Origin of the sequence: Tahibacter sp., assembly GCF_032229445.1 — a bacterium.
GTDB lineage: Bacteria > Pseudomonadota > Gammaproteobacteria > Xanthomonadales > Rhodanobacteraceae > Tahibacter.
In genome coordinates, this window is record NZ_JAVTWC010000045.1 from 1 (window position 1) to 14156 (window position 14156).

Genomic DNA, 14156 nt, shown 5'->3' on the forward strand with positions numbered 1-14156 from the left:
TGTACGGCCAGATGACGGCCGGCTCGTGGATCTACATCGGCAGCCAGGGCATCGTCCAGGGCACTTACGAAACCTTTGTCGAACTGGGTCGCCAGCACTACGGCGGCAGCCTGCGCGGCAAATGGATACTCACCGCCGGCCTCGGCGGCATGGGTGGCGCACAGCCGCTCGCCGCTTCGCTGGCCGGCGCGTGCTCGCTCACTATCGAATGCCAGCAGAGCCGCATCGATTTCCGCATCAAGACGCGCTATGTCGACGAGCAGGCGAGCGACCTCGACGACGCGCTCGCGCGTATCGCAAAGTACACCGCCGCGGGCGAAGCCAAGTCGATCGCGCTGCTCGGCAACGCGGCCGACGTGCTGCCCGAGCTAGTGCGCCGCGGCGTGCGCCCGGATGCGGTGACAGACCAGACCAGCGCGCACGATCCGGTCAACGGCTACCTGCCGAGCGGCTGGACCGTGGAGCAGTGGCTGGCGCGTCGCGTGGCCGATCCGCAAGGTACACGCGACGCCGCCAAGCGCTCGATGCGCGTGCACGTGGAAGCGATGCTCGCGTTCCATGCGCAGGGCGTTCCGACCTTCGACTACGGCAACAACATCCGCCAGATGGCCAAGGACGAAGGCTGCGCGAACGCCTTCGATTTCCCGGGCTTCGTGCCGGCCTTCGTGCGGCCGCTGTTCTGCCGCGGCATCGGTCCGTTCCGCTGGGTCGCGCTGTCCGGCGATCCGGAAGACATCTACAAGACCGACGCCAAGGTCAAGGAACTGATTCCCGACGACGCGCACCTGCACAACTGGCTGGACATGGCGCGCTCGCGCATCAGCTTCCAGGGTCTACCGGCGCGCATCTGCTGGGTCGGCCTGGGCCTGCGCCACAAGCTCGGCCTGGCTTTCAACGAGATGGTGCGCAATGGCGAACTGAGCGCGCCGGTCGTGATCGGTCGCGACCATCTGGACTCGGGTTCGGTCGCCAGCCCCAATCGCGAAACCGAGGCGATGCGCGATGGCAGCGACGCGGTTTCCGATTGGCCGCTGCTCAATGCGCTGCTCAACACGGCCGGCGGTGCGACCTGGGTATCGCTGCACCATGGCGGCGGCGTCGGCATGGGCTACAGCCAGCATTCCGGCGTGGTCATCGTCTGCGACGGCAGTGAGGCGGCCGACCGGCGACTGGCGCGCGTGCTGTGGAACGATCCGGGCACCGGGGTCATGCGTCATGCCGACGCCGGCTATGAAATCGCGCAGGAATGCGCGCGCGAGCAGGGACTGAAACTGCCGATGCTGTGAGTCTTGCGCGCCGCGGGCATCGGGCTCGAGGAATCCGTCGTGCCGCCGCCGCTTCAGGGGTCGGCGGGCTGCGCATCGAGCAGGCCGCCGTAGCGCAGCACGCGGCCGAGCAACGGTAGCCGGAATTCGACCTCGAACGCATAGCGTCCGTCGACGATGTGCTTGCCGGCCCGCGATCGCGGCAACAGGGCCAGCGGAACGCGCAACCCATGCCAGCGCGCCTCGCGCAAACGCCAGCGCCAGCCGCCGTCGACGATGTTGACGCCGAGGCTCAGCTGCAACGGACCGGTCTGTTCGGTCCAGCTGCCGGTCGGGAAATGGCCATTGCCGACGAAGCGGGAAATCATCATGCCGCCATCGTCGAACCGGCGGCGCCACAGCAGCGCGTCGGCCTCGTGCACGATCTGTACTTCGAAGCCGCAGCGCGAGCGGCCCAACGGCATCCCGAGGCGGCGCGCCAGACGGCGGCCGATTAACCCGGCCAGGCCACCGCCGGTGTCGATCGCGATATCGCCGCACAGAATGCCGCCGCGGTGATGCAGCGCTTGCAGCAAAGGATGCAATTGGTAAAACGCAGGCCCGAACCACCGTGTGACGACGTTGTCCGGATTGTCACCGGCCGCATTGGTGGGAGACACGCGAGAGTTCAGCGGTCGCGCGGTTGCAGCAGGCGCGCCATCTGGAACGCGAACCCGAACAGCAGCGCAGCCAGCAGCGCGGGAACCGCGGCAGCGAGCCACTCGGCGGCGCCGTTCGCGACCCAGACCGCAAGGCCGGTCACGACGAAACTGCAAGCCAGCAGCGCAAGCAGCAGGGAGATTCCAGCCACCAGACAGAGGGTGAGCAGGGAGACGCCGTTGCTGGCAGGAGACGCAGGAACGACGGTGCGCGGGATGCGATGACGCAGGCGGCGTTGCCGGGGCGAGAAACTCCGCAGGGCGTTGCCGCCGGGGAGTAGGGATGAAGCCAGAGCCTTCGAGGCGCTCATAGTGGTTGCGAGTCTGTCCGCAGTGGTGTCGATTACCTGTGATGACGCGACAGAGGCCGATTTCCCCTCATTCTGGGTCGCGGAAGGGTTGATGAGGTCGTCTGACGGCAGAGCAAGCGCGACCAAGGTCGCAGTCGGGCACTGCGCGGTTTGACCTGCTCCGCCGCAGACCGTAAAACTGAGCGCGTTTTTCCGGGGGAGTACGACAGTGGCGATCAGCGGAGCCGGCGGCACGCCGGGTGGCATAGGACAGTTTCTGATCGGTTTCGCGCTGGCCGTGGCCGGCGGCTGGCTGCTGATGAATCAGGTCGTCGTCAGTGGCGGCAACTGGGGAATCTGGGGCTATAACAGTTTCGGGCTGTCGCTGCTGCCTTTCATCTTCGGCGTCGGCCTGCTGTTCTTCGATGGCCGCTCGGTGCTGGGCTGGCTGCTCGTCCTCGCCGGCCTCGTCATCATATTCGCGGGTGTGATCGTCAACCTGCGCGTGTATTTCCTGTCGACCAGCCTGTTCAACACCTTGCTGATGCTGGTGTTGCTGTTTGGCGGGATCGGCCTGATCGCGCGTTCGCTGCGCTCGCAGGGAGCGGTCGTGCGATGAACACGGTCCTCCGGCGCGTAGTTTTGCTGCTGGCACTGTTGGTGCCGGCGGCGGTGCTGGCCTGGACTCCGCTGTCCATCGCACCGGCTGCTGACGAGTGCGACAGCCTCGACAGCGTGCCGATGCGCCAGAACGTCGATTACAACACCCAGATCCAGCCGATCTGGAGCACGCGTTGCGCGAACTGTCATGTCGATGTCGAAGGCGGGAATGCTGCGGCCGACCTGTTCCTCGATCCGCCAAATTCCTGGTTCTTCCTCTACAACGAACACAGCAGCCAGGACGACACCTTGATTCGCGTCGTGCCGAGCCAGCCGTTCCAAAGCCTGCTGTTCACCAAGCTCAATTGCGAGATCGTCGATGTCGGCGTGCGCATGCCGCGTCAGCGCCCGCCGATTCCCGTCGCGGAACAGGCGCTGGTGCACGACTGGATCCTTGCCGGCGCGCTGGAAGGCACGCCCGATGGCTTGCCGCAAGGCGTGGAGGACACGATTTTCCGAGCCCGCTTCGAGATCCGCGGCTGAGGCCGCGAGCTTTCCTGGCGGATACGGTCATCGCATGAATCTGCAACTGCACGGCAAGGTCGCGCTGGTCACCGGCGCGAGCCGCGGCATCGGTCGCGCGATCGTCGAGACGCTCGCCGGGGAAGGCGCGCACGTCGTTGCCGTCGCGCGTTCAAGCGAGGTGCTGGCCGACCTCGTCGCCGGCCTGCCGACACGCGGACTCGCGCTCGCGGTCGACCTGCGCGAAGACACCGCCGCCGACTACGCGCTCGGCGCCGCGCTGGCCGCGTACGGCCGCCTCGACCTGCTCATCAACAACGCCGGCGCCACCGTGCGCGGCGATTTCCTCACGCTCGACGATGCGGCCTGGCACGACGGCTTCGCGCTGAAATTCTACGGTGCCATGCGCCTGTGCCGTGTGGCATGGCCGGCGTTGCGGGCTGCGCAGGGCGCAATCGTCAACGTGGTCGGGATCGGCGGCCGCACCGGCAGTGCCGAGTTCACGATCGGTGGTGCAGTCAACGCCGCGCTGCTGAACCTGACCAAGGCACTGGCCGATCGCGGCGTCGTCGACGGCGTCCGCGTCAATGCGGTGAACCCCAGCGCGATCGCGACCGAGCGGATGCAGGCACGCGTGCGCAACCAGGCACGCGAGCGCGGCATCGACGAAGTACTGGCAGCGCAGGAAATCGCGACGTCACTACGCGTCGCGCGCTTCGGTACCCCACAGGAAATCGCGGCCGCGGTGGCCTTCCTCGCATCGCCGCTGGCCGCGTACTGCCACGGCGCCGTGCTCGACGTGGACGGCGGCCAGACGCGCACGTTGTAGTCCGGTTTCGACTGACCGCTGGCGCAAGATCGCGGTCTGTGGCGAGCGCTCAGCGCCAGCTCAACTGTCCGTCGATCACCGTATGGGTCATGCCGCCGACCCAGACCGTGCCGTCCGCGTCGATGCGGATGCCGATGCGCGCGTCTCGGCCGATCTCGCGGCCCTGGCTGACGCGATAGCCGCGCGCGAGCGCGCCGTCCGGTTCACCTGCCGCAATCCACGCGCCGATCAGGCCGTTGGCGGCGCCCGATGCGGGATCTTCCACAATGCCCACGCCGGCCGGAAACGCGCGTACGGCAATTTCGTAGTCGGGCTGGTTGCAGCGCGCAAAGACGCAAAGTCCCAGGCTGTCGCTGGCCTTGGCCAGGCGCGCGATCGCCGCGTGGTCGGGCTGCCATTCGCGCAGGGTCGCCTCGTCGGCGAGTTCGGCGATCCACCAGCGCCGGCCGCCTTCGACGAAGCCGGGCAACAGGCTGCCGAGTGGCGTGCGGTCGAGGATCGCGCGCACGAGCTTGGCGTGCAGCACATCCGGTTCGATCCGGCGTGCGCGCGGCGCCTGGACGGAAACCACGCGGCCCTTGCTGTCCTGGCTGATATGGATCGGCAGCAGGCCGGCGCCGCATTCCTGCACCAGTTCCGTGCTGCCGGCCGGCACGAGGCCGGTTTCGAGCGCCGCGTGTGCGCTGCCGATAGTGGGATGGCCGGCGAATGCGATCTCGCGCTGCGGCGTGAAGATGCGTACGCGATAGCTGGCTTCGGGACGGACCGGCGGCAGCAGGAACGTGGTCTCTACGAGGCCGGTCCAGGTTGCGAAGCGCTGCATGGTCGCGTCGCTCCAGGCGCCGGCGCCGATGACCACGCCCAGCGGATTGCCACCGCCGGCTCTTTCGGCGAACACGTCGAGTTGCAGATAGCGCACGGTGTCCATGTGCTCCAGGGTAGCGGTACTGACGTGTCAGATGCCAGCGCTGCTGCCGGCCCTGTCGCGCAGGCCGCTGCGATAGCGCCGGCTACAGGGCAAGGTAGTGCCGTCCTTCAGGTGCAGGCGCGCATCGCCAGTATCCAGCGGCTCGATCATCGTGACCTGGTCGAGATTGACGATGTAGCTGCGATGCACGCGCGCGAAGCGTAGCGGATCCAGCCGCGTCTCGACGCCGGCGATCGTACTGCGCAGCGGGTAGTCGCGGCCGCGCACGCGCAGGTTGGCGTAGTTGCCCGAGGCCTGGATCCATTCGATGTCATTGGCGGCGACAAGGAATTCGCGGCCGAGCTTGCGCACGAGGAAGCGCTCGGGCCGTTCGACCGCGTCGACCGGTGGTCCGACGTCGGGTTCGTCGAGCAGGCTGGCCTCGCCCTGCACGCGCAGCAGGATGAAGCGGTAGGCGTGGATCAGCGCGACCGTGGCGACGAACTCGCGCACGTCCTTCATGTATTCATAGACGAGTTCCATCGGCCAGTAGCCGAAGTCGTAGTGCTCGCCCTGCAGCGCGTAAACGAACTTGCGCAGCGCGACCATGCCCAGCACATGCAGCAGCGACCAGACCACGCTCGCGACCAGGTAATAGGGCAGATAGCGTCGCCAGGTGTCCTGATGCAGGGGATAGCGGCGCGTGAACAGCACGATGGCGGGGACCAGCAATAGCATCAGAAAACCGCTGGAGGTCTCCCAGACCACTGGCTTCCAGGCGGCGAAGGCCAGCGCCGCGCGCTGCACGTCCATGATCACGGTCAGGCTGTTGAGCACGGCGTTGACCAGAAAGGCGCCAATCCAGAAGCTGATCTCGGCGCTGCGGCGCCAGGGCTGGTAACGCTCCAGCCAGTTCGGGGTGTCAGTCATCCGCGGATTCTACGGAGCCGGCCCGGCCCGCGTCCGCTGTTCATCCCAGCCCTCCGCCGCTTGTCCCCAATCCCATGCAATCAAGCCCTTGGCGCTGGGACCGCAAGGCCGCGCCCGGCAGCCTCGCGGCATCCTCAATGGAGTCGCCATGGAACGCCGCCACGATATCGACGCGTTGCGCGTCATCGCTTTCGCCTTTCTCATCCTCTATCACATCGGCATGCTCTACGTGCATGAGTGGGGCTGGCACATCAAGAGTGCCTACCTGTCCGAGGCACTGCAGCTGCCGATGCTGTTCATGAACCGCTGGCGCATGGATCTGATCTTCCTGATCTCCGGCATCGCCGCGGCCTTCCTGCTCAAGCCGGGCCAGACCGGCCGCTTCCTCGCGTTGCGCAGCTGGCGCCTGCTGCTGCCGCTGACCTTCGGCATCCTCGTCGTGGTTCCGGTACAGCCCTACGTGCAGGGCGTGACCAACGGTGTGGTCGAGCCCGGGTTCTTCGCATTCCTGGCTGAGTACTACAGCGCCAGGCGCTGGCCCGAGAACGCGTTCGACGGCTGGCAGCACGGCTATACCTGGAACCACCTGTGGTACCTGGCCTATCTGTGGATGTATACGCTGGGGCTTGCCGTGCTGCTGCCGCTGCTGCGCAGCCGCTGGGGACAGCGGCTGGCCGAGGGCTTTGCCGGTCTGCGCGGCGCGGCTTTGCTGCTGCTGCCGGCGCTGCCGCTGCTGTTCTACACCGTCACGCTGCAGGAACGCTTCCCTGAGAACGGCGACTTCATCCACGACTGGTACCGCAACGCGGTCTACTTCACCGTGTTCCTCTACGGCTTCGTCATCGCGCGCAGCAACGCCTTCTGGAGCGAGGCGCTGCGCCTGCGCCGTATCGCGCTAGTCCTGGCACTGGTCCTGTTCGGTGTCTATTCGTTCGTGCGACATGGCATTCCCGACGAGATCCCGTACTGGCACGAACTGCTCATCGTGACGCTGCGCAATTTCTACGTCTGGGCCATGCTGCTGGCCATCCTGGGCTGGGCCCATGCGCTGCTGAACCGCCCATTCGCCTGGCTGCCACGCGCGAACGAAGCGGTCTATCCCTGGTACATGCTGCACCAGAGCCTGATCGTGCTGATCGCCTACTGGCTGGTTCCGCTAAAGCTCGGCGGCGTGTTCGAGTGCCTGCTCGTGACCCTCGGCACCGTCGCCGGCTGTCATCTGCTGCACGAATACCTGATCCGCCGCGTCAGCTGGCTGCGTCCGCTGTTCGGTCTGAAGCCGCGAGGCCCGGCACGCGAGGTGCCGACGCTGCGCATGGCGGCTTACGGTGTCGTTCCGTTTGCGGCTTTGGTGATTTTTATCATTTCGCAGACATGAGGAGCGTCTTTCTCTGCCCCAGGCGAGCCTGGGGCAGTGTGCCTGTTGCTCAGCCGCCTTTCTTCGCCATCAGTTCGCGCAGCGCGGCAAACGGGTTCGACGTCGCCGCAGCGACCTGCGCTTCGTCGTTGTTGCCGGTGTGGTCGATGTAGCGCGAATGCTCGTTGTCGTGGCAGTAGACGCAGAGCAGCTCCCAGTTGCTGCCGTCGGCCGGGTTGTCGTCGTGGTTGTGGTTGCGGTGGTGGACCGTGAGTTCCTGCAGGTTGGTGCGCGTGAATTCGCGCGCGCAGCGGCCGCAGATCCAGGGGTACATCTTGAGGGCGCGTTCGCGATAGCCCTTCTCGCGTTCGCTCGCGTCGGCGCGCGCCTGGGCGACGATGCGGTCGAGACGGTTGCTGTCGGGGCCGGATTTGCTGGTGCTCATGGAGGTTCCAGGCCGCGCGAAACGGCGGCACTACGATACGGTTCGACTGTTCGCAGCTTCGGCAACGCGGCCGGCTGCGGTTGCTGGCGACAATGAGCCGCCTGTCCCTTTCTGCGGAGCATACGATGAAGTGCATCCATCCGGCAGCGTTGCTGGTTGCAGTCAGCCTGCTGTTCGCTGCGGCGGCGCCGGCGAAGGAGCGTGTCGAGCGGCCCCTGACCGCGGAGAGCAAGACCCTGTTCGACGACCAGGCTGCCGCGATCCGCCAGCAAATGCGGCCGGGCGGGCACTACGAATTCGTGTCGGACGCCGAACGCGTCGAGGTCGAGCGAAACCTCGATACCATTGCCGCGGTGCTGGCACGCCATACCGACGCGGCGTCGTTCCGCGATGGCGACAAGGCTGAACTGCTGCAGGCACAGGAAAGCGTCAACGCCGTGCTGACCCGCAACGACGGACGCCGCCTGATCTGTTCGCGCGAACGCCCGACCGGCTCGCATCTGGGCAAGGACAAATGCCAGACCTACGCCGACCAGCAACGCGCGCGGCGCAGTTCGGAAACCGAAGTGCGCCGCTTGCAGATGAAATCGCCGGGACCGTCAGGCCTGCCCAATGCGGCCACGCTGCGCGGAAGTGGAGGCAATTGAAGAAAGCGGGGCAGAGGAGTGAAAAACGCGTGGCTCGCCCGCGTTTTCACTCGTCTTCACTCCGCTTTTTCACTAATTTCCTGCCCTCAGGCCAACTGATCCTTGGCCCAGGCCACGTCGAGTGCTTCCATTGCATCGCGCGGTTTGAGCTTGGCAGCCTTCGAATAGGCTTCCGCCACCGCGTCTTCGCGCTTGTCGCCGTGCAGCAGCAACAGGCCGTTGCCGAATTCGATCCAGGCGATCGGCGAAGCCGGGGTCAGCCGGGTCGCTTCAGTCAGGTGTTTCTCGGCGACCGCGGCGCTGGCGCCGTAGGTCAGCTTGGCCAGCATGCCGCCGACCTTGCCGACGATCTCGGCGTGGTACAGGCCTAGCGCGGTCTGCGCTTCGGCATGCTTGGGCGCGAGTTCCAGCGTCGCGTCCAGGGATTCCTTCACCTTGCCGGCCAGGCCCTGGGCCAGCGCCTTGGTGATCGAGATGCACTGGCTGTAGCGGCCGATCGCAAACGCGCGGCGGTAGTGGCTGTTGGCTTCGCCGGGCAGGGCGGCGATGGCCTCTTCGGCGAGTGCCGCGAGCGCTTCGTAGCGCGCGAGCTTTTCCTTCTCCCCGTCGACGAGATACGTTGCATGGATTCCCGCCGCCTTGATCGCGACCGAGGCGCCGAGCGCTTTCAATGCCTTGCCCTGCTCGAAGGCAGCTTCGAAATCGCCGCGGTGGAAGGCGCGCCAGGCTTCCTGCAACGCACTCGCGGCGGCGGCCGCGTCCTTGCCGAGCTTAGGGTTGGTCTTGAACAGCCGGGCCATGTGAGTGTCGTCGGGAAACGGTTCCTGGTCGCCCGCATGCAAGGTCTTCCAGGATTTGGCCAGCGAATCGCCGGTGTAGTCGTATGCCTTGTCGGCGTAGGGAAACGCGGCCCAGCCCTTCTTCGCCATGTCAGCTCTCCGTGAAGTCGGGCTAGCATTCCGTACTGCACGGAAACCTGCAACCAGCCGGTAGACTCCTGCACGATCCGGCGCGGCGGCCTCGCCGCCACGCCTCCTTTCGCGACCGACCCGAGTTCCGCATGAGCCGAAATCCCGCCCAACGCGCCGCCGAACTGCGCGCCGAACTGGCCGAACACAACTACCGCTACCATGTGCTGGACGACGCCAGCATTCCCGACGCGGACTACGACGCGCTGATGTGCGAGCTGGTCGCGCTGGAAACCGCGTACCCCGAGTTGCAGGCCGAGGACTCGCCGACCCAGCGCGTCGGCGCCACGGCCTCGCGCGATTTCGCCGAAGTCGTGCATGACATCCCGATGCTGTCGCTCAACAACGCCTTCGACGATACCAGTGCGGAAGACGATGCCGTGCGCTTCGCCACGATCGGCGATTTCGTGCGCCGCATCGAGAACACGCTCGGTCTGAGCGAGCCGGAATTCTCCGTCGAACCCAAGCTTGACGGCCTTGCGATCAGCCTGCGCTACGACGACGGCCTGTTCGTACGTGGCGCCACGCGCGGCGACGGCGCCAAGGGCGAAGACGTCACCGCCAACCTGCGCACCATCAAGACGATACCGCTGCGCCTGCGCGGCAGCGGCTGGCCGGCGCAGCTCGAAGTGCGCGGCGAGGTCTACATGCCGCGCGCAGCATTCGAGGCCTACAACGCCAAGGCGCGCGACAGCGGTGAGAAAGTCCTAGCCAATCCGCGCAATGGCGCCGCCGGCAGCCTGCGCCAGAAGGATGCGCAGGAAACCGCCAAGCGTCCGCTCGCGTTCTATGCCTACGCCGTGTATCTGCCGGCCACCCCGGAGCAGAACCTCGGCGAGCGTCACAGCGCCGCGCTTGCGCAATTGCGCGACTGGGGTTTTCCGGTAGCTCCGGAGGCCTCCACCGCGCAGGGGTTCGCCGGGCTGATCGCCTACTACCGCCGGATCGGCGAGCGCCGCGATCACCTGCCATACGATATCGACGGCGTGGTCTACAAGCTCGACGACTACGCTGGCCAGCGCACGATGGGCTTCGTTTCGCGCGCGCCGCGCTGGGCCATCGCGCACAAGTTTCCGGCGCAGGAGCAATCGACGGAACTGCTCGGCATCGAGATCCAGATCGGCCGCACCGGCGCTGCCACGCCGGTCGCGCGGCTCAGACCCGTGCAGGTGGCCGGCGTGACCGTCAGCAACGTCACGTTGCACAACGCCGACCAGATCGCGCGGCTGGATATGCGCCTGGGCGATTCGGTGATCGTGCGACGCGCAGGCGATGTGATTCCGGAAATCGTCAAGGTGATCCCGGAGAAACGCCCCGCCGGCACGCAACCTTGGCAGTTCCCCGATCGCTGTCCGGTCTGCGATGCGGCGCTGGTCCGGGTGCAGAAGGTGAAGAAGCAGACCAAGGCCGGGATCGAATATGAGGAGGGCGTCGCCCTGGTCTGCAGCGGCGGCCTGTTCTGCCCGGCGCAGCGCAAGGAATCCATTTTCCACTTTGCTGCGCGTCGCGCGATGGACATCGAAGGCCTCGGCGGCGAGATCATCGACGACATGGTCGAGCTGCCGTTCCTGCGCGACGGCGAAGCCGCACGCAGCCTGCACAGTCCGGCCGATCTGTATGCCTTGCGCCTCGACGACCTGACCGAACTGCGCCGCCTCGGCCAGGAACGCAGCGGCAGCGTTCCGGAGACGGTCAGGAAGGGCAAGGTTGCCACGCGCTGGGCCGAGAATCTTCTCGATGCGATCGGGAAAAGCCGCAGCACGACGCTGGAGCGCTTCCTGTTCGCGCTGGGCATACGGGATGTCGGCGAGTCCACGGCCAAGGCCCTCGCGCGTTGGTTCGGCAATCTCGACGCGGTCATGGCTGCCACGCTTGATGAACTGCGCGCGATTCCCGACGTCGGCCCGGTCGTGGCCGGGCGGATCGTCGCGTTCTTCGCCGAAACCCATAACCGCGACGTCATCGCGGCACTGCGCGCTGCTGGCGTGCACTGGCCGGACGCCGAGCCGCAACGCATCGCGCAAGGCGCGCTCGCCGGCAAGACTGTCGTACTGACCGGCACGCTCGAAGCGCTGAGCCGCGACGAGGCCAAGGAAAAGCTCGAAGCCCTTGGCGCAAAGGTATCCGGCAGCGTGTCGAAGAAGACCGACTTCGTTGTCGCCGGTCCGGGCGCGGGCTCCAAGCTCGAAAAGGCGGCTGAACTTGGCCTGGAAGTCTGGGACGAGGCGCGCCTGCTGGCGTTCCTGGCCGAACAGTCGTCGTGAGCAATGCGACAGCTACGTATCGGCAGGCTTTTCTGCGTGCCCGCGTCTACCGGGAGATACGCGATTTTTTGGCGATGCGTTCGGTGCTCGAAGTGGAGACGCCGATGCTCTCCGCGTCCGGCAATACCGACCCGAACATCGAGAGTTTCACGACACATTTCACCGGCCATCGCGACGCCGGCAGCGCGGAACGTTGGCTGCGCACGTCGCCGGAATTTCCGCTCAAGCGCCTGCTGGCCGAAGGCATCGGCGATTGCTACGAACTCGGCCGCGTATTTCGCAATGGCGAGGCGGGCCGACGCCACAATCCCGAGTTCACGATGCTGGAGTGGTATCGCGTCGGCTGGGATCACCTGACCCTGATGCACGAAGCCTGCGATCTCGTCGCCGATCTTCTCGTCATGATGCGGCGTCGGCCGGACCGGCAGAAATTCAGCTATCGCGCGCTGTTCCTGCAGTACCTGTCGATCGATCCCTTCTCGGCAACCGAAGCGGAGCTTGCGGCACCGTTGGCACGGTTCTCGATCGATCCAGTCGGCCTGTCGCGCGACGACTGGCTGGACCTGCTGATCACGCACCTGATCCAGCCGCAGTTTCCGGTCGATCGCATCACGATGGTTTACGACTACCCCGCGAGCCAATGCGCACTTGCACGGATACGGCTGCGCGATCCGCCGGTCGCCGAGCGCTTCGAGCTGTACCTGGGACCTTACGAGCTGGCGAATGGTTATCACGAGCTGTTTGACGCGGCCGAACAGCGCACGCGTTTCCAACGCGACAACGCGCGCCGCCGCGAGCGTGGCCTGCGTGAAGTGCCGCTCGACGAAAACCTGCTGGCGGTGCTGGGCCGTATGCCTGCCTGCGCCGGCGTTGCGCTCGGCATCGAGCGGCTGCTCATGTGCCTGGCGCAAACCGACGATATCCGCGACGTGCTCGCGTTCGATTTCGCGAGGGCGTAGTAGCGGGGAATGGGGAATCGGGAATCGGGAATCGTAAAAGCTGGTAAGAGCTGAATGCTTCAACGCCCCCGCTCTAACGATTCCCGATTCCCGATTCCCGCGGCGCGCGCACCCAGCGCCAGGCGATAAGCGCGGCGACCGCCGCAAACACGGCGGCCACTTCGAACGCGAGGCGGCCGCCACCGATGCGCCAGGCCTGGCCCGCGATCAGCGCGCCGAGCGCGCCGCCGACGCCCGAGGAAAAGCCGTAGAACACGCCCTGACCGTGCCCGGCCAGTGGTCCGGGGAAATACTGCGCCATCAGCTGCATCGCGCTGGCGAAGAACGCGGCGAAGTTGATCGCGTGGGTTAGCTGCGCCAGCGTCATGATCGCGGGCGACTCCGGGAACAGCGCGGTCACGAGCCAGCGCAGCGCCGCGCTTGCGACCGCGACCAGCAGCACGGTCTGCGCCGGCCAGCGCAGGAACAGTCGCGGCGAGAAGAAGAACACGACGACTTCCACCGCGACGCCGATGACCCAGAACGCGCCGAGCGCCGACGGCCGGTAGCCGTGCTGTTCCAGGTACAGCGAAAAAAACGTGTAGAGCGGACCGAAGGAGATCTGCACCAGCAGGCAGGTGATGAAGAACGCGATTACCTCGGGCCGGCGCAGGCGCTGGCGGAACTCCGCGGCGGCGGCGGGCAGGGCGTCGCGCTGCGCCGGGCCGTAATCGTTGACGAAGGCCGAGGCGGTGACGCCGACCAGCAGGGGCAACATCAGCAGCGGCAGCCAGGCGACTGCGATGTGGTCGAGCAGCACGCCGAATCCGGCGACGACGGCGATGAAGCCGAGCGAGCCCCAGACCCGGATCGCGCCGTAGCGCTCGGTCGCACCGCGCAGGTGCGACAGCGTGATTGCCTCGAACTGCGGCATTGTCGCGTTATGGAAAAAGCAAAATACGCACATCGCCGCGAAGAGTCCGGCGAAGCCCAGCGGGAGCAGGAACAGGCAGAAGCTCAGCACGCTCGCGAGGCAGCCAAGCTGCAGCCAGCGGATCGGCCGTGACGAGCGACCCGCGAGCCAGTTCCAACTGCTCGGCGCGACGATGCGCGTCGCGTACCACAGGCTCATGAGCACGCCGATCGCGGCGGCGTCCTGGCCGTGGTCTTTCAGATAAAGGCTCCAGTACGGCGTGAACCCGCCGAGCACGGCGTAGTACATGAAATAGAAGCTGGACAGGCGCAGCGCGGGAACGGAAGGGGTCATGGCGCGCAAGCGTGCCATAACCGGGAATGGGGAATTGGGAATCGGGAATCGTTAGAGCGGAGCGAGGAAGTCTTCCTTGGCGTGATCTGACCGGGAATGGGGAATCGTCAGAGCGGAGCGGGAGGGCGTTGGAGCCGGTGGGCCCACCCCCACGTTGTTTCCCGGGCCCAACCCCCACCCCGCCGGGGCGTCGGGGGGGGGGCGGGGTGGGCCGGGGGTTTCCCCATGC

The 14156-nt window shown here is 66.4% G+C and carries 15 protein-coding genes; 8 read left to right on the plus strand and 7 right to left on the minus strand.

Features of this window, described 5'->3' with window-relative positions:
* Window positions 1-1286: urocanate hydratase (gene hutU, locus RUU78_RS08830; RefSeq protein ID WP_313915709.1), on the plus strand; the 1286-nt coding region annotated here is incomplete at its 5' end.
* A gap of 53 nt (window positions 1287-1339) precedes the next feature.
* Here hutU and RUU78_RS08835 read toward each other — a convergent pair.
* Together RUU78_RS08835 and RUU78_RS08840 are read right to left on the minus strand one after the other, a co-directional pair.
* Window positions 1340-1924, minus strand: a complete 585-nt coding sequence (locus RUU78_RS08835; protein ID WP_313915710.1) for a DUF4166 domain-containing protein — start codon at window positions 1922-1924, stop codon at window positions 1340-1342.
* Between the two features lie 8 nt (window positions 1925-1932).
* Window positions 1933-2400, minus strand: coding sequence for a hypothetical protein (locus RUU78_RS08840; RefSeq protein WP_313915712.1), 468 nt, complete (start codon window positions 2398-2400; stop codon window positions 1933-1935).
* Between the two features lie 82 nt (window positions 2401-2482).
* Here RUU78_RS08840 and RUU78_RS08845 point away from each other — a divergent pair, with 82 nt between their 5' ends.
* The 3 genes from RUU78_RS08845 to RUU78_RS08855 are packed head-to-tail and all read left to right on the plus strand — an operon-like array spanning window position 2483 to window position 4204.
* Window positions 2483-2872: a hypothetical protein gene (locus RUU78_RS08845; RefSeq protein ID WP_313915714.1), complete on the plus strand. Its 390-nt coding sequence runs from the start codon at window positions 2483-2485 to the stop codon at window positions 2870-2872.
* Entirely contained in the window at window positions 2869-3396 is a 528-nt protein-coding gene (locus RUU78_RS08850) for a hypothetical protein (RefSeq protein ID WP_313915715.1), read from the plus strand. The genes RUU78_RS08845 and RUU78_RS08850 overlap by 4 nt, the downstream gene beginning before the upstream one ends.
* Before the next feature lie 34 nt (window positions 3397-3430).
* The gene (locus RUU78_RS08855) at window positions 3431-4204 is read left to right on the plus strand and encodes an SDR family oxidoreductase (RefSeq protein WP_313915717.1); all 774 of its coding nucleotides are present in this window, start codon (window positions 3431-3433) and stop codon (window positions 4202-4204) included.
* A gap of 49 nt (window positions 4205-4253) precedes the next feature.
* Here RUU78_RS08855 and RUU78_RS08860 read toward each other — a convergent pair whose 3' ends face one another.
* Together RUU78_RS08860 and RUU78_RS08865 are read right to left on the minus strand one after the other, a co-directional pair.
* Window positions 4254-5132 carry a PhzF family phenazine biosynthesis protein gene (locus RUU78_RS08860; RefSeq protein WP_313915719.1) on the minus strand — a complete coding sequence of 293 codons (879 nt, stop codon included), beginning with the start codon at window positions 5130-5132 and terminating at the stop codon, window positions 4254-4256.
* 27 nt (window positions 5133-5159) lie between these two features.
* Window positions 5160-6041 carry a LytTR family DNA-binding domain-containing protein gene (locus RUU78_RS08865; protein WP_313915721.1) on the minus strand — a complete coding sequence of 294 codons (882 nt, stop codon included), beginning with the start codon at window positions 6039-6041 and terminating at the stop codon, window positions 5160-5162.
* A 148-nt stretch (window positions 6042-6189) separates the two neighbouring features.
* Here RUU78_RS08865 and RUU78_RS08870 point away from each other — a divergent pair, with 148 nt between their 5' ends.
* Window positions 6190-7419: an acyltransferase family protein gene (locus RUU78_RS08870; RefSeq protein WP_313915723.1), complete on the plus strand. Its 1230-nt coding sequence runs from the start codon at window positions 6190-6192 to the stop codon at window positions 7417-7419.
* 49 nt (window positions 7420-7468) lie between these two features.
* On the opposite strand, the gene RUU78_RS08875 is transcribed toward RUU78_RS08870, so the two are convergent.
* Window positions 7469-7843: a YajD family HNH nuclease gene (locus tag RUU78_RS08875; RefSeq protein ID WP_313915725.1), complete on the minus strand. Its 375-nt coding sequence runs from the start codon at window positions 7841-7843 to the stop codon at window positions 7469-7471.
* A gap of 125 nt (window positions 7844-7968) precedes the next feature.
* Here RUU78_RS08875 and RUU78_RS08880 point away from each other — a divergent pair, with 125 nt between their 5' ends.
* Window positions 7969-8490: a hypothetical protein gene (locus RUU78_RS08880; RefSeq protein WP_313915727.1), complete on the plus strand. Its 522-nt coding sequence runs from the start codon at window positions 7969-7971 to the stop codon at window positions 8488-8490.
* 86 nt (window positions 8491-8576) lie between these two features.
* On the opposite strand, the gene RUU78_RS08885 is transcribed toward RUU78_RS08880, so the two are convergent.
* Window positions 8577-9419 (minus strand): hypothetical protein, encoded by an 843-nt coding sequence (locus RUU78_RS08885; RefSeq protein WP_313915729.1) that lies wholly within the window; start codon window positions 9417-9419, stop codon window positions 8577-8579.
* Window positions 9420-9550: 131 nt separating this feature from the next.
* Between RUU78_RS08885 and ligA the strand changes: the two genes are divergently transcribed.
* Together ligA and epmA are read left to right on the plus strand one after the other, a co-directional pair.
* A complete protein-coding gene (gene ligA / locus RUU78_RS08890) occupies window positions 9551-11722 on the plus strand; it encodes an NAD-dependent DNA ligase LigA (protein ID WP_313915731.1) in 2172 nt (723 codons plus the stop codon).
* On the plus strand, window positions 11719-12681 hold the full coding sequence (epmA, locus tag RUU78_RS08895) for an EF-P lysine aminoacylase EpmA (protein WP_313915733.1): 963 nt from the start codon (window positions 11719-11721) through the stop codon (window positions 12679-12681). Before ligA ends, epmA begins: the two co-directional genes overlap by 4 nt.
* Before the next feature lie 73 nt (window positions 12682-12754).
* On the opposite strand, the gene RUU78_RS08900 is transcribed toward epmA, so the two are convergent.
* Window positions 12755-13927 carry an MFS transporter gene (locus RUU78_RS08900; protein ID WP_313915735.1) on the minus strand — a complete coding sequence of 391 codons (1173 nt, stop codon included), beginning with the start codon at window positions 13925-13927 and terminating at the stop codon, window positions 12755-12757.
* Window positions 13928-14156 lie beyond the last annotated feature (229 nt).